This is a genomic window from Bacillus subtilis subsp. subtilis str. 168 (assembly GCF_000009045.1).
GTDB classification, from domain to species: Bacteria; Bacillota; Bacilli; order Bacillales; family Bacillaceae; genus Bacillus; species Bacillus subtilis.
In genome coordinates, this window is record NC_000964.3 from 2,973,173 (window position 1) to 2,991,221 (window position 18,049).

Genomic DNA, 18,049 nt, shown 5'->3' on the forward strand with positions numbered 1-18,049 from the left:
TATCTCTGTTTATTTCGCATCGTACCAAGATGGGCCTGATGCAAAGTCCACCTTTAACGGCACATCTAATGCAAGCGCATGCTCCATCACTTCAGGAACAAGCTTTTCAAGAATTTCAATTTCTTCCTTTGGCGCCTCAAAAATCAATTCATCGTGTACTTGAAGCAGAAGCCTTGCTTTCAACTGTTTTTCTTTCAGCTTGGCAGCCATGTCAATCATGGCTTTTTTGATAATATCAGCGGCGCTTCCTTGAATCGGCGTATTCATGGCCGTCCGCTCCGCAAAACTTCGGATATTAAAGTTCCGGCTCGTCAGCTCAGGGATGTAGCGGCGGCGATGCATAAGCGTTGTTACGTATCCTTTTTGTTTCGCTTCCTGTACTGAATCTTCCATGTACGCTTTTACGCCTTGGAAGCTTTCCAGATAGCGGTCGATAAATGCTCCCGCTTCCTTCCGGGTAATGCCGAGGTTCTGTGACAGACCGTAATCGCTGATCCCGTAAACAATGCCAAAGTTGACCGCTTTCGCCTGGCGTCTCATCGCAGATGTCACTTCATCCTTAGCGACATGGAACACATCCATTGCCGTTTTCGTGTGAATATCCATATCATTAGTAAAAGCTTCGATCAGATTTTCATCCTTTGAAATATGGGCAAGCACCCGCAGCTCGATTTGTGAATAATCGGCTGCAAAAATGAGCCAGTCTTTTTCAGACGGCACAAAAGCTTGGCGAATTTTCCGCCCTTCCTCAAGCCTGATCGGAATGTTTTGCAGGTTCGGATCAGTCGAGCTGAGACGGCCAGTTTGCGTTAAGGCCTGGTTAAATCGCGTGTGCACTTTATGCGAATCCGGTCTCGTCACCTTTAAAAGCCCTTCGATATATGTTGATTGAAGCTTGCCAATTTGTCTGTACTGTAAAATATAGTCGACAATATCATGCTTGTCAGCCAGCTTTTCAAGCACATCGGCAGACGTAGAATAGCCTGTTTTCGTTTTCTTTACGACAGGAAGGCCGATCTTTTCAAATAAGATGACGCCTAGCTGTTTCGGAGAATTGATGTTAAACGGCTCTCCCGCAATCTCATGGATTTTTTCTTCATATTCCTTCAGCTTCGCACCCAGTTCTTCACCCATCCGTTTTAAACGGTCAACATCGACCTTGACGCCAGTTGATTCCATTTCGCCAAGAATAAGCGCAAGAGGCATTTCCAGCTCTTCAAACAGTTCAAGCTGGTCGTTGTTTTCCAGCTCTTGAACGAGCTTTTCCCGAAGGCTTTGAATCGCTAACGCTTTTCGGCCAAGGTGCTCAGACAGTACGTCTTCTGACGGCACTGCCCGTTTTGCTCCTTTTCCATAAACTGATTCATCACTTGAAACGATATGCAGGCCGTAATCCTTAGCCACACTCGCAACGTCGTCATATGAATTGCCCGGGTTGATGATATAAGCCGCAAGGAGCGTATCAAACTCGGCTCCTTTCAGCTCAATGCCCTGCCAGCGCAAAGCGACAACGGCCCGCTTGCTGTCGAAGACCCATTTCTTCTGCTCGTCATTTTCCACCCATTCTTTAAACACCTCAGACTCAACGGCAATGTCTTTCGGAATGAAATAAGCTCCCGTTTCATTTACGATCGAAAATCCGAGGATCGGCTCTTCATGATAATTATCGCCAATCTGTTCAACGACAAATGCGGATGGAGAAACCAATATATCGCTTGTCACGTCTGTGACTGTTTTGACATTAATGTCTTCCAACGATTGATCCTGTTCTGCTTCTGCACTGTCTTCTCCAAGCCGTTCAAGAAGCGTGTTGAAGCCAAGATCTTTAAAGATGGCAATGACCTGTTCACGATTAAAGCCTTGATATTCCAGGCCGGAAACAGATACCTCAATCGGAGCATCCGTCATAATTGTCGCAAGCTCCTTGCTCATCAATGCCTGATCCTTAAACTCCTCAAGCTTTTCCTTCAATTTCTTTCCGCTCACCTCGTCAATGGACTCCAGCAGCTTTTCAACGGAATCAAATTGTTTTAAAAGCTTAATCGCAGTCTTTTCTCCGACGCCGGGCACACCCGGAATATTATCTGAGGAATCGCCCATCAGACCCTTCATGTCAATGATTTGTTCAGGCGTAAGCCCATATTTCTCTTTGACATGCTCCGGTGTGTAAAATTCAACATCGGTAATTCCCTTTCTCGTAATGGCAACTGTCGTTTTGTCCGTTGCCAGCTGGGTTAAATCCTTATCTCCTGAGAAAACCTTAACTTCAAATCCGTCTTTTTCAGCCGATTTGGCCAGTGTGCCGATAATATCATCCGCTTCATATTGTTCCAGTTCATAGCGGCTGATCTGGTAGGCATCCAGCAGCTCGCGGATAAACGGCATTTGTTCGGAAAGCTCAGGCGGGGTTTTCTGTCTGCCGCCTTTATATTCTTTAAATGTGCCGTGACGAAATGTTGTTTTCCCGGCATCAAACGCAACCAGCATGTGCGTCGGTTTTTCATCCTCAAGCATTTTCATCAAAATCATCGCAAAGCCGTATACAGCATTCGTATGAACACCTTTATCATTGCTTAACAGCGGCAATGCAAAAAACGCCCGGTAAGCCAGACTGTTTCCGTCTACAAGCACTAATTTTTTTCGTTCCGTCATTCAATTTCCTCCTAAGAAGCCTCAGGCTTCCATTCATCTCTTACATAGTCATTAGCTCCTCTTATTTTAACAAAGTTCAATTTGAAAGGAAAATACGTGAACTATAAGAGAAGACACAAAAAAGGACGGGAACACAAATAGGTTCCCGCCGTCAAAATTGGCTCCTTGGATGAAGGGGTTCTACTACATCCTACCAGCATAGGTTTAACAGTGCATGAAGATATTGTTAAACCTTTGTAAACATTAGGCGGACTTTTCAGCGGCCCGTTTCAGCGTCACGGTAAAGACAGTTCCCCGTCCAAGCTCGCTTGTGACATCAATTTTCCCTTCATGAGCCTCTATTAAATGCTTGACAATCGCTAGGCCCAGCCCGGTTCCGCCCGAATTTCTGCTTCTGTCTTTATCTACACGGTAAAAGCGTTCAAAGATGCGCGGAATTTCTTCTTTCTGAATTCCGATTCCAGAATCGGCAACCTCAATCTGAATGTCTTTTTCTCTGGGCTTTACATTGATAGCCACGGAGCCCCCCTCAGGCGTGTAGGTTAATGCATTGTTTACGAGATTAAGAAATACCTGTTTCAGCCTGTACGGGTCACCAGATACATATTGAGGGTCTTTCGGGACATTCAGGTGCAAGGAGATGCCTTTCTCATCCGCCTTATGCTTCAGAAGCGTTTCAATCTCACCAAGCATTTTGGCCGGCTCAAACGTTTCGATACTGAGCGTGAAATTTTGCTGCTCGATTTTTGAGAGATCGAGCAAATCCTGAACCAAAGACTGAAGCCTTTCGCTTTCCTTAAGAATAATAGAGAGAAATTCAGAAAGCGCCTCTTTGTCTTCCATCGCCCCGTCCAATAACGTCTCCGTAAACCCTTTTATGGACGTAATCGGTGTTTTCAGCTCATGAGAAACATTGGCCACAAAATCCTTCCTCATCTGCTCTAATTTCTTCGTTTCCGTCATGTCATGGAAAACGAGCACAATTCCTTTCCATTCATCGTCCGGCCCCATAATCGGAACGCCGTCCACTTCAAAATAACGCCGTTCTATTTTGATCGGCAGTCTTAACAGCTTGCATTTCTTTGTCTCCGTCATAAAAATGTCTTCGACAAGCTGGATCACTTCTTCATGTTCAAATGCATCGTGATAAAGACGGCGCAGCATATGATTCGGATTGATATGAAACTGCTTGGCGTAAGACCTGTTTACGAGATTAATAAAGCCTCTTCCGTCGATCATAATCAGCCCGGAGCCAATGTTTTCAATGACTGTCAGCAGCCGATCCCGCTGCATTTCCTGCGTTCGCGTCATTTCCATCAGATCAATGGCAAGGCTGTTCATCGCATGTCCTAGCTTATCAGAACGCCTAATATAGCCGCCGTACGTCCGTGCATCGTAGTTGCCCTTAGAGAGTTCTGTGGCTACATTTGTCGCTGACTCAATTGACCTTTTATAACGTGAGGTCATGCTGGAATAAAAATAAACAATGACGATAAATGCGGTACAAAGACTGGCCGTCAGCATCCCCCACAATTCGCCTTTTAAGCCGTCGCTTTTTTCAGAGGCGGAAAGCAGCACATATCCTGTTTTTTCACCTTCGCTTCTAAGTGAAAGTCCGTAATAAAGCTTGTTATCTGTTGTTGACAGAATACCCTCATGGCCAGAAACAAGCGCCTGCACCTTTTGGGAATCAGCCGATCTACCGTTTGACCCATACAGCACCTTACCGTCTGTATCGATAACGGATGCGCTCACATCAAGCGCGCCGCCTGCATCTTTAATGATTTTCTCATTTGCTTGATTATTCAGATTGCCGGCATCAAGAAGCGAAGCCAAGTATTTTGCTTCTTTTTCAATGTGTTCCTCTGCTTTCCTTTGATCAGATGTTTCAAAAAGCTGCTGTAAAAACAGCCCGAGGACACAAAACACCAGAATCATACAGACAACGAATACAGAAAAAAGGCGCACACGGTATTTATTCATTCATTTTTGGCTCCTCCAGTTTATACCCCAATCCCCTAATCGTTTTAATGTAGATCGGTTTTTTGGTATTGTTTTCAATTTTGTCGCGAAGATGGCTGATGTGCACATCAACAATTCTCGTATCTCCGGCAAAATCATAATTCCAGACTGCGCTCAGCAGCAGGTCTCTTGTCAGAACTCTGCCTTTATGTCTGCCTAAATAGAGCAGCAGTTCGAATTCTTTCGGTGTCAGTTCAAGCTGACTTTCTTTAAAGTACGCTTCATAATGATCAGGCAGGATTTTCAGATCGCCGATTACGATCTGGCCTTCCATTTCATCGTTCTTCATCTCACTAGAGGGCGCAGCTATTTCCGAACGCCTTAAAATCGCTTTGACTCTCGCATTTACTTCCCTTGGACTGAACGGCTTGGTCATATAATCATCAGCACCGAGCTCCAGCCCTAATACTTTGTCGAATTCCTCATCCTTCGCTGTCAGCATTAAAATGGGAAACATCAGTTTTTGCTGTCTCAGCTGCTTGCATACTTCGATTCCGTCCAATTTTGGAAGCATCACATCAAGCACAATCAAATCAGGTTTCTCTGTTTCCGCTTTTTTGAGTGCTTCTTCCCCATCCGAGGCGGTAATGACATCATAGCCTGACCGTTCCAAATTGTACTGTAAAAGAGTAACAATAGATTCTTCATCATCCACAACTAAAATTTTCTTGTTCATGCTGTGCCTCCAGTATTATAATTCCCCGACATCCTATTTCTCTATTTTATGTCATCTTAACATGTTTCATGATTTTATTTTAGCGAAAGCAGGACATTCCGACAATTCGCCTTTTACATCATTTTTAAAAGAAATAAAGACGTTTATGATAGCGCTTTCATTTATAGTAAAAAGAGAAAGGCTGTATTAAGCAAGCCTTTCTCTCTTTTTATTAGGATAATACTTTCATGACATTTTTGACAGATTCAACTGATTTATTCAGCTGCGCTCTTTCATAGTCTGTCAGTTCAAGTTCAATGATTTGCTCAAGACCGTTGCCGCCTACAATTGTAGGAACACCAAGGTAGATGCCTTCATAGCCGTATTCCCCTTCAAGATAAGCAATTGTAGGAAGGACGCGGCGCTGATCTTTCAAGATCGCTTCGACCATTTCTGTCAGAGAAGCCGCAGGCGCATAATACGCGCTTCCGTTTCCAAGAAGATTCACGATTTCGCCTCCGCCTTTTCTAGTGCGCTCCACAATTGCGTCAATCCGTTCTTTCGGAATAAGAGTTTCAAGCGGGATACCGCCAGCATAAGAATAACGCACAAGCGGAACCATATCGTCACCGTGTCCGCCGAGTACGAAACCAGTCACATCTTTCACTGACAGGTTTAATTCCTCTGCCACAAATGTTCTGAATCTTGCCGTATCAAGCACACCTGACTGGCCGATTACACGCTCTTTAGGGAAGCCTGATTCTTTGTACACCGCGTATGTCATTGCATCAACAGGATTTGTCAGCACCACAATAATAGAGTCAGGAGAATATTTCACGATTTCCTGCGTAACGCTTCTCATAATCTTTTCGTTTGTAGAGACCAGATCATCTCTGCTCATACCAGGTTTTCTTGCGATACCGGCTGTAATGACAACAATGTCAGAGCCGGCTGTATCCTCGTAATTGGATGTTCCCGTAATTTTTGCGTCAAAGCCTTGAACCGGGCTTGCTTCAAGCATATCAAGCGCTTTTCCCTTTGTCGGGTTCTCCAATTGCGGAATGTCAACAAGAACAACGTCTGCCAGCTCTTTTTGAGCGATTAAAAATGCAGTTGTAGCTCCGGTAAAACCTGCTCCGATAACAGAAACTTTTTTACGAGTATTTCCCATGTCTCTCTTCTCCTTTATGGCTAGTTTTAGGCTTTTTCCTTGCTTAGTCCATGTTTTTGATCAGTTCTTCTCCGAACTCTGAACATTTCACTTCAGTCGCCCCGTCCATTAATCTGGCAAAATCGTAAGTTACGACTTTAGAAGCGATTGTTTTTTCCATAGATTTGATAACCAAATCAGCCGCTTCGTTCCATCCTAAATGCTCAAGAAGCAGAACGCCTGAAAGAATAACTGAAGATGGGTTTACTTTATCAAGGCCTGCATATTTAGGAGCCGTTCCGTGCGTCGCCTCGAAAATCGCATGTCCTGTTTCGTAGTTGATGTTCGCTCCAGGAGCAATGCCGATTCCGCCGACTTGCGCAGCAAGAGCATCAGAAATGTAATCTCCGTTCAAGTTCATTGTCGCAACGACATCAAACTCGTTTGGACGCGTTAAGATCTGCTGAAGGAAAATGTCAGCAATGCTGTCTTTGATAATGATTTTTCCTGCTGCTTCCGCTTCGCTTTGCGCTTTGTTGGCAGCGTCTTTTCCTTGTTCTTCAGCAATGCGGTCATATTGAGCCCATGTGAAGACTTTATCTCCGTATTCTTTTTCAGCAAGTTCATAGCCCCAGTTTTTGAAGGCGCCTTCTGTGAACTTCATGATGTTTCCTTTGTGAACAAGTGTTACAGATTTGCGGCCATGCTCGATCGCATAATCAATGGCAGCTCTGACCAAGCGGCTTGTTCCTTCTTCTGAAACAGGCTTAATGCCGATACCTGATGTCTCAGGGAAACGGATTTTATTGACGTTTAACTCATTTTGAAGGAAGCTGATAAGCTTTTGCACTTCTTCAGAGCCTTTTGCATACTCGATGCCTGCGTAAATATCTTCTGTATTTTCACGGAAGATGACCATATCAGTATCTTCAGGGCGTTTTACCGGTGACGGCACTCCAGTAAAGTATCTTACAGGTCTTAAGCAGACGAATAGGTCAAGCTCTTGTCTGAGCGCTACGTTCAAAGAACGGATACCGCCGCCGACAGGTGTCGTTAACGGGCCTTTAATCGCGATGAAATATTCGCGGATCACATCTAATGTTTCAGCAGGGAGCCACTCACCTGTTTTATTATAAGCCTTTTCTCCGGCGTAAACTTCTTTCCATGTAATTTTCTTTTCGCCTTTGTATGCTTTTTCTACTGCTGCTTCCAAAACCTTCGAAGCCGCGTTCCAAATATCAGGACCGGTTCCGTCTCCTTCGATAAATGGGATAATCGGGTTGTTTGGTACGTTTAATACTCCGTTAGAGACTGTAATTTTTTCACCTTGTGCCACAATAAAAACCTCCCAGTATGTAATTCATATTTAGAAAACATTTTATTTTTCTTATATAGAAAATAAAATGATTTTTCCTAACATTCAATTTAAAGTGTAACCCAATTTTGATGTCTGAACAAGAGGCTAACCTCATTGACGCAAGCCAGCCTCCAATGGTTCTTTAGGCTCTTTCTTCAATCGGAACGAATTTTTGTTTGTCAGGGCCTGTGTAATCTGCCCGCGGGCGGATCAGACGGTTGTTGTCATACTGCTCAAGAATATGAGCGAGCCAGCCGGACATTCTGCTTACAGCAAAAATCGGTGTAAACAAATCATGGTCAATACCGAGGCTGTGATATACAGAAGCCGAATAGAAATCAACGTTAGGCGGAAGCTTTTTCTCTGATGTGACGATGTCTTCTATACGAATCGACATCTCATACCATTTGCTTTCGCCTGTCAGGTTGGTCAGGCGCTTGCTCATTTCTTTCAGATGCTTCGCGCGCGGATCACCATGCTTATACACACGGTGGCCGAATCCCATGATTTTTTCTTTCTTTTCAAGTTTAGCGCGGATGTACGGCTCAGCGTTTTCCACTTCACCGATTTCTGTCAGCATTTTCATAACGCCTTCATTCGCTCCGCCGTGAAGAGGCCCTTTCAGCGCGCCGATTGCTGCAGTAATGCCTGAATAGATGTCAGAAAGTGTTGCGACGCAGACCCTCGCTGTGAACGTTGACGCGTTCAGCTCATGGTCAGCATGTAAAATCAATGCTTTGTTGAAGGCTTCAACTTCAATTGGTGAAGGCTCTTCACCGTTTAATGTGTAAAGAAAATTCTCCGCAATACCGTAATCTTCTCTCGGTTCAACAGGCTCAAGACCCTTGCGAATTCTGGAAAACGCTGCAACCAGGCCAGGCACCTTTGCCTGAAGGCGGATCGCCTTTCTGTAGTTGGCTTCCGGGTTCATGGTATCAGCCTCGCTGTCAAGCAGGCCTAGTAATGAAATTGCTGTCCGAAGAGCAGCCATGGGATGAACATTTTCGAGGGAATAAGATTTGAAGTGCTCAATAATTTCTTGCGGAACGGCAGCTTCCTTTGCAAGCTGCTGCTTTAACTCTTCAAGCTCTTTTTTGTTTGGCAGCCTTAGATGCCAAAGCAAGTAGATGATTTCTTCAAAACTTGCATTCTCTGTCAAATCATCGATATCATACCCCACATATGTAAGGGTATCATCAATAATAGAACTAACAGATGATGTTGTTGCTACAACCCCTTCAAGACCGCGTGTCGCTGTCATATATAACATCTCCTTTTCAATAAATTTCCCCTTTAAGAGTGTTGTAAAAACATGAGGCTTACTTAAAAAGCACGATGCAAGTATTTCTCTCCCCCAAAAAGAAAATGCTTACATTTTACTGGCTGCTGGAACTAAAACCCTTTGCTTTTGAAAGAACATAACAAATTTTTATAAGCTTATTTAAGTTTAAGCCTATTCTCATTATAAACAATAATCAGACATTTGTTAAATGTTTACCTATAATTTTTTTTTTCCATTCTGTGATTTCCCCGAAAAAACGCCTTTATTTGCGGGTTTTTGCATAAAAAAAAGCGGCTTTAAGGCCGCTTTTTTTTATGAAGTGAACAGTTTTACGATCTGCATGGCTAAATAAGCAATCCCCGCTCCGATCAGCGGCCCCACCGCAACTCCTCCAAAAAGCGCGACTGCAAGAATGGTCCCGATCACGAGAGCAGTTGTAATATGCGGATCATTTTCAAGCAGGGTCAGGCCGTTTTTTGCAATCAGCGCCACTGCGATCCCCGCTCCAAGGGCGATCCATGCGTAGGAAGACCGCATTGCTTCTCCAAGCTGCTTAAATCCGATTTCTCCCGTGGCAATCGGGACAAGAACGGCGATGGTAATAATGGTCACACCCCAGTTAATGCCTTTTGACTGGATGGTCGGAAATAATTTCTGATCAAGCCCAACGATTTTGATGATCAAAAGGACGGATACAGCAAAGAGCAATGATTGGTTTTTTGCGATAAGTGCGATAGCCAAGAGTAAAATTAAAAATAAATTCGCTTGTGTAAACACATGCCATCCCTCCTTTAAGATGAATGTATTCATATTCAGCCGCAGCGTGAATACATATAAAAAATAGGACATGCTGACGAGAGGAGGACCGTTTTTGTGAATCAATCTTATATCACTATTTTTTTCAGAACCCTCTTTGTCATATCAATGACCGCAGGGTCGATAGCTGCGGCCTATTATTCGTTTCCGTTAACTTATCCGTTCCTGATCGCCCTTATTCTATCTTCAGTGATTCATCCTGTTGTCGATTATTTGGACAAAGTGACAGGATTCCCCCGAACGATAAATGTTCTGGGCGTTCTTGCTTTTTTTCTGCTCGCAGCCTTCGGCGTGCTCACCATTCTGGTAGCCGAAATCGTAACGGGAACAGCCTATCTAGCAAAAACGCTGCCTCCGCATATCAGCACGTTTATTTCATATTGCGAAAAATTGTTTACCACTCATATTCAGCCGCTCTATAACGAGTTAACTCTTTTGTTTCAAGAATTGGAAACGAACCAGCAGGCTTCCATCGTCACTCATATCCAGACACTCGGTGATTCTGCCGCTAAAAATGCCGGGCTCCTGCTGTCCCACATTCTAGAGATGATCCCGAGATTTTTCGCTCTTCTTCCCAATACGGCGGCGGTTCTGATTTTTTCTCTTCTGGCAACCTTTTTTATGACAAAGGATTGGCATAAGCTGAAAGCCATGCTTGTTTTAATTCTGCCGGATCGTGTGACAGCTAACAGCAAAGCAATCAGCAGCGAATTAAAAAAAGCAATGACTGGTTTTATCAAAGCACAAGCCGTCCTCGTTTTCATCACGATGGTGATTGTATTTATCGGCCTTTCTCTCTTAAAGGTTGAACACGCCGCAACAATTGCTTTTTTAATCGGGCTTGTAGATCTTCTCCCTTACTTAGGTGCCGGCTCCGTATTTGTGCCCTGGATTTTGTATTTATCGATTACGGGCCAGCTGCCCCAAGCAATCGGAATTGGTATCCTGTACCTCGTCGTTCTTATTCAGCGGCAGCTGACAGAGCCCAAGATACTAAGTAAATCTATCGGGATCGATCCGCTGGCAACACTCATCGCCCTGTTTGCCGGCTTTAAATTATTCGGGTTTTTAGGACTGATTGCGGGACCGGCTGTACTCGTCATCATCCAAGCTTTCATCACAACAGGCGCATTAAAAGAAATATGGTCCTATATCACCGTTCAGCAAAAATAAAACGGCAGCCGTTTTTTCATGGCTGCCGTTTTTTATTTGATGATGATCCGCTTATTCTTCGACATTCCTCTCAGCCATTTGAACAGAATCGGCTTACACCAGCCGCGGGTAAACGGGATAAGAAGACAGGCGCCGGCCAAATCTGATAAAAAGCCCGGAAGCATCAGCAATAGACCGCCAATGAAAATGCACAGACCGTCAGCAATCGCTTCTCCCGGCATTTTGCCATATTGAAGATCACGCTGAACCTTATAATACACTTCGGTTCCTTGTTTTTTTGCAGCTGCTGCGCCGATAATGCCAGTCAGAATCATGAATAGAACTGTCGGCAAAATACCAATCAGATTTCCTAAAAATAGGAATATACCGATTTCTATTGCCGGAAACACAATAAAAAGCAAAAACAAAAATCTCATATCCAAGCCCCCCACACGTGTAACACGTTCTGTTCAACAAAAGGCATGATAAAGAGAAAAGGAAGGGATTCCCCTTCCATTTTCACCTGTAATTAAAGAACGCTCGCACGGCCTTGATAGACTGCGCCTCTGGAAGCGTCAACTGTAATATCCTGGCCATCTGTCAAAATAGATGTCGCATTTTCCAGACCCACGATAACCGGGATGCCAAGGCTTAATCCGACTACCGCAGCATGGCTAGTCAAACCGCCTTCTTCTGTAATAAGAGCAGACGCTTTTTCAAGGGATGCAATCATATCACGGTCAGTGCTTTTGGTAACAAGTACCGCACCGTCAGTCATTTTTTGCTCAGCTTCTTTTGCATTTTGTGCAACGACAACCGGACCGTAAGCTGATTTGCGTCCAATGCCTTGGCCTTTAGCGATGATATCGCCGACAGTATGAACCTTCATTAAGTTCGTAGTGCCGGACTCACCGACAGTGCCAGCTGTAATAACGATAAGATCGCCGTGTTTTACAATTCCGCTGTTCAATGATTTTTGGACAGCATCCTCAAGCATCTCATCTGTTGAGCTCGCATTTTGGCCGCTTTCCGCGAATACGCCAGATACGAGGGCAAGCTTTCTGGAAATAGAGTCATTTACAGTAACCGCAACAATCGGAGCCTGCGGACGGTATTTTGCAATCATACGTGCTGTATGGCCGCTTTCTGTCGGCGTTACGATCGCAGCAGCATTCAGGTTAATCGCCGTATGTGCGACAGATTGTCCAATTGCGTCTGTAATTGTCATGCCCACTTGGTCTCTGCGTTTTGAGAGAATTTCTTTATAATTTAATGCTTCTTCAGAACGGGACGCGATGTTATGCATTGTTTGAACTGCTTCAACCGGGTAACTTCCGGCAGCAGTTTCACCAGAAAGCATGATCGCATCTGTTCCGTCGAAGATCGCGTTTGCAACGTCACTTGCTTCCGCACGAGTCGGACGCGGGTTGCGCTGCATGCTGTCAAGCATTTGTGTCGCTGTAATAACAGGTTTGCCCAGCGCGTTGCATTTTTTGATCAGTTCTTTTTGCACAAGCGGCACTTCTTCAGCTGGAATTTCCACACCTAAGTCTCCGCGTGCAACCATTAAGCCGTCAGACACTTCGAGAATCGCATCGATGTTGTCAACGCCCTCTTGGTTTTCGATTTTAGGGATGATTTGAATATCCTGAGCGTTGTGCTCTTCAAGAAGCTCACGGATTTCGAGCACATCCGTAGAACGTCGAATGAAAGATGGTGCGATGAAGTCTACTCCTTGCTCAATACCGAAAACGATGTCTCGCGCATCCTTTTCAGTAATCCCCGGAAGATTGACACTTACGCCCGGTACGTTAACACCTTTTTTATTTTTGAGTGTTCCGTTGTTTAATACTTTTGTTTTGATTTCGCGTTTAGCGGCATCTACATCAAGTACCTCAAGACCGATAAGGCCGTCATCTAACAGAATCGTTGAACCTTGTTCAACGTCATGGACTAAACCTTCATATGTCACTGAAATTTTATCTGTTGTTCCTACAACCTCGTCCATTGAAATAATGAGCTCTTTGCCTGTTTCAAGCTCAATACCGCCGTTTTCCATTGTATGTGTGCGGATTTCAGGACCTTTTGTATCAAGCAGAATTCCAACGTTCTTGCCAAGTTTTTTACTTGCTTCGCGGATATTTTTAATTCTTGCACCGTGCTCCTCAAAATCTCCGTGAGAAAAGTTTAATCGAGCCACGTTCATTCCTGACTCCATTAATTTCGTAAGCATTTCAATACTTTCACTTGCCGGACCGATGGTACAAACAATTTTAGTTTTTCTCATTTGGTTCACTTCCTTCTGAAATCTTCAGCCTTCAGCTGTACATTAGATAGACAGTTCTTTTGAAAGCTGATACATGTTTTGCTCAACTGTGTGTTTTGTCTCAAGTATTTCTATAATATCATGGTCTACAAGCTTATTGTTTTGTATACCTACACAGCGTCCGCCTTTTCCTTCAAGCAGCAGTTCAACTGCATATGCGCCGAGACGGCTTGCCAACACACGGTCAGCAGCACTCGGAGAACCTCCGCGCTGGATATGGCCCAATACAGATACCCTAGTTTCAAGATTTGTTTCTTCTTCAATGCGTTTCCCGAATTCAACACCGCTGCCTACACCTTCGGCAACAATAATAATACTGTGCTTCTTGCCGCGTTCGTGGCCGCGTTTTAAGCGGGCAATGATTTCGTGCATGTCATAGTCTGCCTCAGGGATTAAGATCGATTCTGCGCCCCCTGCAAGACCGGCCCACAATGCGATATCGCCGGCATGACGGCCCATTACTTCGATTACATATGTACGTTCATGAGAAGTCGCTGTATCGCGAATCTTATCAATTGCGTCAATTACTGTATTTAAAGCTGTATCGAAACCGATTGTAAAATCAGTGCCCGGAATGTCATTATCAATTGTACCCGGTACACCTACACATGGAAACCCGTGTTCCGTTAATTTTTTCGCACCCATATAGGAACCGTCTCCACCGATAACAACAAGGCCTTCAATACCAAGCTTCTTCAAGTTTGCTATCCCTTTTTCACGGCCTTCAACTGTTTTGAATTCAGGACATCTCGCCGTATAAAGCTTAGTCCCTCCACGATGTATAATATCGCCTACTGATCCGAGTTCAAGCTTTTCAATCTTTCCGCTGATCAATCCCGCGTATCCGTTGTAAATACCGTAAACTTCAACGTCATGATAGATCGCTTTTCTGACTACTGCGCGAACTGCTGCGTTCATTCCCGGGGAATCCCCGCCGCTCGTTAATACCCCTATTCGTTTCATTCTCCATTCACCTCAGCAACATATATGATTAAACATAACATGATCATTGCCCTAAAAACAATGAAAAGGGATCTCCATCCTCCCTATGAAACCTTACCTATTATACAATTAAATAAATTGTTTTTAAATAAAATTTAAGGAATGTCACAAAAAATAAACGTGAGCCAAAGGCTTCACGTTTATTTAGTTTACCCCGATATATTGATCTTCAACCGAGACTTTGCCAATTGCTTTATATTTTTCATAACGCTGCTGAACTAATTCTTCTTCGCTCAGCTTCAGTAAAGTTTTTAACGATTGTTTAAGGGTTTCGTCCATATAGCTTGCCTGCAGCTTCACATCATGGTGCGCTCCGCCTTTTACTTCTTTAATCATATGATCTATAATACCTAATTCTTTTAAATCCGGCGCAGTGATTTTCATTGTTTCTGCTGCTTTTTTAGCAAGACTGGAGTCCTTCCATAAAAGTGCCGCGGCACCTTCCGGAGAAATAACAGAATAAGTAGAGTTTTCCAGCATATGCAAGTGATTGCCTACACCCAGACCAAGGGCTCCGCCGCTTCCGCCTTCACCAATGACGATGCAGATAACAGGCACTCGAAGGCCGGCCATCTCAAACAGGTTTTTGGCAATAGCTTCACTTTGTCCTCTTTCTTCAGCTGCTCGTCCAGGGTATGCCCCCTTCGTATCAATAAAACAGATAATTGGTCTGTTAAATTTGTCAGCCTGTTTCATCAGACGAAGCGCTTTTCTGTAGCCTTCTGGATGCGGCATCCCAAAATTGCGGACTAGGTTTTCCTTCGTGTCTTTGCCGCGCTGATGCCCGATTACCGTTACAGGGAGGCCGTGGAACTTCGCAATCCCGCCGACAATGGCTTCATCGTCCCCGTACGCTCTGTCTCCGTGACATTCAAAAAAGTCGGTAAACAGGTGTTCGATATAATCAAGAGTTGTCGGACGGTCCGCCAGACGCGCGATTTGAACCCGGTCCCACGGCTTCAAATTTTTGTAAATATCATCCTGAAGCTTAGCGAGACGGTCTTCGAGCCGTTCGATTTCCGCACTTAGATCCATATCGGAATCTTGGGTGAATTTTTTTAGTTCGGCGATTTTGGTTTGCAGTTCAATCACCGGTTTTTCAAATTCTAATCTTGGAGCCACTCAATGTCACCTCCTGTTTGATGCATATCCAGCAGATTTTCTAACGTTTTTTTCATATCGTCGCGATGAATAACCGCATCAAGCTGTCCATGTTTTAATAAAAACTCAGCCGTTTGGAAGTCCTCAGGCAGTTTTTCTCCTATTGTCTGTTCAATAATCCGTCTTCCGGCAAAACCGATCAGCGCGCCAGGCTCAGCGAAATTGTAATCGCCAAGGGATGCAAAGCTTGCTGATACGCCCCCGGTAGTCGGATGCGTCATTACTGAAATAATAAGACCCTGTTCTTCACTGAACAGTTTTAACGCAGAGCTTGTCTTTGCCATCTGCATCAAACTTAATACGCCTTCCTGCATTCTAGCACCGCCTGAAGCCGTAAAAATAATAAACGGAACTTTATCAGCTTTTGCTTTTTCAATCGCAAGCGTGATTTTTTCACCGACGACTGAACCCATGCTGCCCATTCTGAATGAAGAGTCCATGACGGCGACAACAGCCGGGTGTCCGCCGATGGTGCCCTTGCCTGTCACAACAGCCTCGTTTAAGGATGTTTTCTCGCGATCTTTTTCAAGCTTTTCCAGATATCCCGGGAAACCAAGCGGATTTTCCGAGAGCATTCCCTGATTAAATTCCTCAAAGGATTGTTCATCCATCAAGCTTTCGATACGCTGTTTTGCGTTCATTGGGAAATGATAATCGCAGTTCATGCATACCCGCATATTTTTATCCAACTCTTTAGTGAGCATGATTTTTTTACACTTAGGACATTTTGTCATAATGCCTTCCGGAACATCGTGCTTCGCTTGATCAGACGGTACGGAAGCATACTTTTTCTTTTTCGTGAATATATCCTTTAACAAATGATTACCTCCCTTTTGTGAAGGGTTCTCTTCACCGCATGTCATCAAACAGATAGACTTGCTAATAACTTTACCGAAACTATTGTACTTTTTTTGTCAAACGCTGTCATCCTCAATTCGACAACTTTTTATTCGATGACGTGCTCGGAAAGGCTTGTATGAAATCAGATAAGGTGTTGAAACGACAAGGTTGACAGCGCATTCAAAAATAATGTTAAACCCGGCTGAAATTTTTTTAAGGCTAACCCCCTAAAAAAATTTCAGCCGTCAGTTTAACTTGAGAACAGCGCGCCGGTCTCCGCCAACGCGCTGCCATTTTTGGAATGAATTAAAATTATTCACCAATAATCGTAAGTTTTCTTGTTTTTTCTGCGACTTCCTCAGGGTCAACAGTGATTCTTGCAACACCTGTTTCCATCGCAGCTTTTGCCACAGCCTTCGCAACAGCAGGCGCAACACGTTTATCAAACGGTGCAGGGATGACATAGTCTGCGCTAAGCTCATCTTCTGAAACCAGTGAAGCAATGGCTTCAACCGCTGCGATTTTCATTTCCTCGTTAATATGAGTGGCACGCACATCAAGCGCTCCGCGGAAAATACCAGGGAATGCAAGAACATTGTTTACTTGGTTCGGGAAGTCAGAACGGCCAGTTCCGACAACGCTTGCTCCGGCTTCACGCGCATCTTCCGGCATGATTTCCGGATTTGGATTTGCCATTGCAAAGATAATCGGATCTTTTGCCATGCTTTGAACCATTTCTTTTGTTAACGCGCCTGCTACAGAGACACCGATAAATACGTCAGCATCAACGATAACATCTTTCAGAGAACCGTCTTTGCGATCTTGGTTCGTGAACTTCGCCACTTCATTTTTGACATCGTTCATGCCGTTCGGGCGCCCTTCATAAATGGCCCCTTTGGAATCGCACATCACAATGTCGCGAACGCCATAATGATGAAGAAGCTTGATAATCGCAATGCCAGCCGCACCCGCGCCGTTTGCGACAACTTTAATGGATGACATGGATTTTCCAGACAGTTTCAGCGCGTTCACAAGACCTGCTACGGTTACAATGGCAGTACCGTGCTGATCATCATGGAAAACCGGGATGTTTGTTTCTTTTTTGAGGCGCTCTTCAATGATAAAGCAGTTTGGCGCTGCAATATCTTCAAGGTTGACGCCGCCAAATGTCGGTTCCAGCAATTTTACAGTTTCAACGATTTTATCAACATCGTTTGTGTTTAAAGCAATCGGGAACGCATCTACGCCCGCAAAGCTTTTGAAAAGAACTGCTTTCCCTTCCATAACAGGAAGCGCCGCTTCAGGGCCGATGTTTCCAAGGCCAAGCACAGCTGTACCGTCAGTTACAACTGCTACCATGTTCCCCTTCATTGTATAATCATATACTTTGTTAATGTCTTCATGAATATCCTTACACGGTTCTGCAACACCCGGAGAATACGCGAGGCTTAAATCTTTCGCATTTCTGACCTCTACTTTTGATTTAGACTCCAGTTTCCCCTGGTTGACTTTATGCAGGTGTAATGCTTCTTCTCTTAATGACATTCTCCTAAACACTCCTTATGGATATTTTTTGATTCGTATACTGCTGCGTTGATTGCTGCATTCTGCGGAGTAAATCTATCTGAATATTT

General features: G+C 44.2%; 14 protein-coding genes. 1 reads left to right on the forward strand and 13 read right to left on the reverse strand.

Annotated elements, in window-relative coordinates:
* Positions 1–9: 9 nt before the first annotated feature.
* The 7 genes from polA to ytwI form a co-directional block, all read right to left on the reverse strand.
* Positions 10–2,652, reverse strand: a complete 2,643-nt coding sequence (gene polA, locus BSU_29090; protein ID NP_390787.1) for a DNA polymerase I — start codon at positions 2,650–2,652, stop codon at positions 10–12.
* A 243-nt stretch (positions 2,653–2,895) separates the two neighbouring features.
* Entirely contained in the window at positions 2,896–4,635 is a 1,740-nt protein-coding gene (gene phoR, locus BSU_29100; RefSeq protein NP_390788.1) for a two-component sensor histidine kinase, read from the reverse strand.
* The gene (gene phoP, locus BSU_29110; RefSeq protein NP_390789.2) at positions 4,628–5,350 is read right to left on the reverse strand and encodes a two-component response regulator; all 723 of its coding nucleotides are present in this window, start codon (positions 5,348–5,350) and stop codon (positions 4,628–4,630) included. The genes phoR and phoP overlap by 8 nt, the downstream gene beginning before the upstream one ends.
* 211 nt (positions 5,351–5,561) lie before the next feature.
* Entirely contained in the window at positions 5,562–6,500 is a 939-nt protein-coding gene (gene mdh, locus BSU_29120; RefSeq protein ID NP_390790.1) for a malate dehydrogenase (NAD-dependent), read from the reverse strand.
* Between the two features lie 43 nt (positions 6,501–6,543).
* Positions 6,544–7,815, reverse strand: a complete 1,272-nt coding sequence (icd, locus tag BSU_29130; protein ID NP_390791.1) for an isocitrate dehydrogenase — start codon at positions 7,813–7,815, stop codon at positions 6,544–6,546.
* A gap of 163 nt (positions 7,816–7,978) precedes the next feature.
* Positions 7,979–9,097, reverse strand: coding sequence for a citrate synthase II (gene citZ / locus BSU_29140; protein ID NP_390792.1), 1,119 nt, complete (start codon positions 9,095–9,097; stop codon positions 7,979–7,981).
* 333 nt (positions 9,098–9,430) lie between these two features.
* The gene (ytwI, locus tag BSU_29150; protein ID NP_390793.1) at positions 9,431–9,895 is read right to left on the reverse strand and encodes a putative integral membrane protein; all 465 of its coding nucleotides are present in this window, start codon (positions 9,893–9,895) and stop codon (positions 9,431–9,433) included.
* A gap of 96 nt (positions 9,896–9,991) precedes the next feature.
* Here ytwI and ytvI point away from each other — a divergent pair, with 96 nt between their 5' ends.
* Positions 9,992–11,107 carry a putative sporulation-related permease gene (gene ytvI / locus BSU_29160; protein NP_390794.1) on the forward strand — a complete coding sequence of 372 codons (1,116 nt, stop codon included), beginning with the start codon at positions 9,992–9,994 and terminating at the stop codon, positions 11,105–11,107.
* A 32-nt stretch (positions 11,108–11,139) separates the two neighbouring features.
* Here the strand turns inward: ytvI and ytzA are convergent, their stop codons facing one another.
* The 6 genes from ytzA to maeB form a co-directional block, all read right to left on the reverse strand.
* Entirely contained in the window at positions 11,140–11,523 is a 384-nt protein-coding gene (gene ytzA / locus BSU_29170; protein NP_390795.1) for a putative integral inner membrane protein, read from the reverse strand.
* A 92-nt stretch (positions 11,524–11,615) separates the two neighbouring features.
* On the reverse strand, positions 11,616–13,373 hold the full coding sequence (pyk, locus tag BSU_29180) for a pyruvate kinase (RefSeq protein ID NP_390796.1): 1,758 nt from the start codon (positions 13,371–13,373) through the stop codon (positions 11,616–11,618).
* Between the two features lie 42 nt (positions 13,374–13,415).
* Entirely contained in the window at positions 13,416–14,375 is a 960-nt protein-coding gene (gene pfkA / locus BSU_29190; RefSeq protein NP_390797.1) for a 6-phosphofructokinase, read from the reverse strand.
* Positions 14,376–14,558: 183 nt separating this feature from the next.
* Positions 14,559–15,536, reverse strand: coding sequence for an acetyl-CoA carboxylase (carboxyltransferase alpha subunit) (gene accA, locus BSU_29200; RefSeq protein ID NP_390798.1), 978 nt, complete (start codon positions 15,534–15,536; stop codon positions 14,559–14,561).
* The gene (accD, locus tag BSU_29210; RefSeq protein ID NP_390799.2) at positions 15,521–16,393 is read right to left on the reverse strand and encodes an acetyl-CoA carboxylase (carboxyltransferase beta subunit); all 873 of its coding nucleotides are present in this window, start codon (positions 16,391–16,393) and stop codon (positions 15,521–15,523) included. Before accD ends, accA begins: the two co-directional genes overlap by 16 nt.
* Before the next feature lie 334 nt (positions 16,394–16,727).
* Positions 16,728–17,960, reverse strand: a complete 1,233-nt coding sequence (gene maeB, locus BSU_29220; RefSeq protein NP_390800.1) for an NADP-dependent malic enzyme (conversion of malate into pyruvate, anabolic) — start codon at positions 17,958–17,960, stop codon at positions 16,728–16,730.
* Positions 17,961–18,049: the final 89 nt, after the last annotated feature.

What these genes read in the sequence shown, in the direction of transcription:
- polA (NP_390787.1), bottom strand. Translation starts at nt 2,652, where the DNA reads ATGACGGAACGAAAAAAATTAGTGCTTGTAGACGGAAACAGTCTGGCT.
- phoR (NP_390788.1), bottom strand. Translation starts at nt 4,635, where the DNA reads ATGAATAAATACCGTGTGCGCCTTTTTTCTGTATTCGTTGTCTGTATG.
- phoP (NP_390789.2), bottom strand. Translation starts at nt 5,350, where the DNA reads ATGAACAAGAAAATTTTAGTTGTGGATGATGAAGAATCTATTGTTACT.
- mdh (NP_390790.1), bottom strand. Translation starts at nt 6,500, where the DNA reads ATGGGAAATACTCGTAAAAAAGTTTCTGTTATCGGAGCAGGTTTTACC.
- citZ (NP_390792.1), bottom strand. Translation starts at nt 9,097, where the DNA reads ATGACAGCGACACGCGGTCTTGAAGGGGTTGTAGCAACAACATCATCT.
- ytzA (NP_390795.1), bottom strand. Translation starts at nt 11,523, where the DNA reads ATGAGATTTTTGTTTTTGCTTTTTATTGTGTTTCCGGCAATAGAAATC.
- pyk (NP_390796.1), bottom strand. Translation starts at nt 13,373, where the DNA reads ATGAGAAAAACTAAAATTGTTTGTACCATCGGTCCGGCAAGTGAAAGT.
- pfkA (NP_390797.1), bottom strand. Translation starts at nt 14,375, where the DNA reads ATGAAACGAATAGGGGTATTAACGAGCGGCGGGGATTCCCCGGGAATG.
- maeB (NP_390800.1), bottom strand. Translation starts at nt 17,960, where the DNA reads ATGTCATTAAGAGAAGAAGCATTACACCTGCATAAAGTCAACCAGGGG.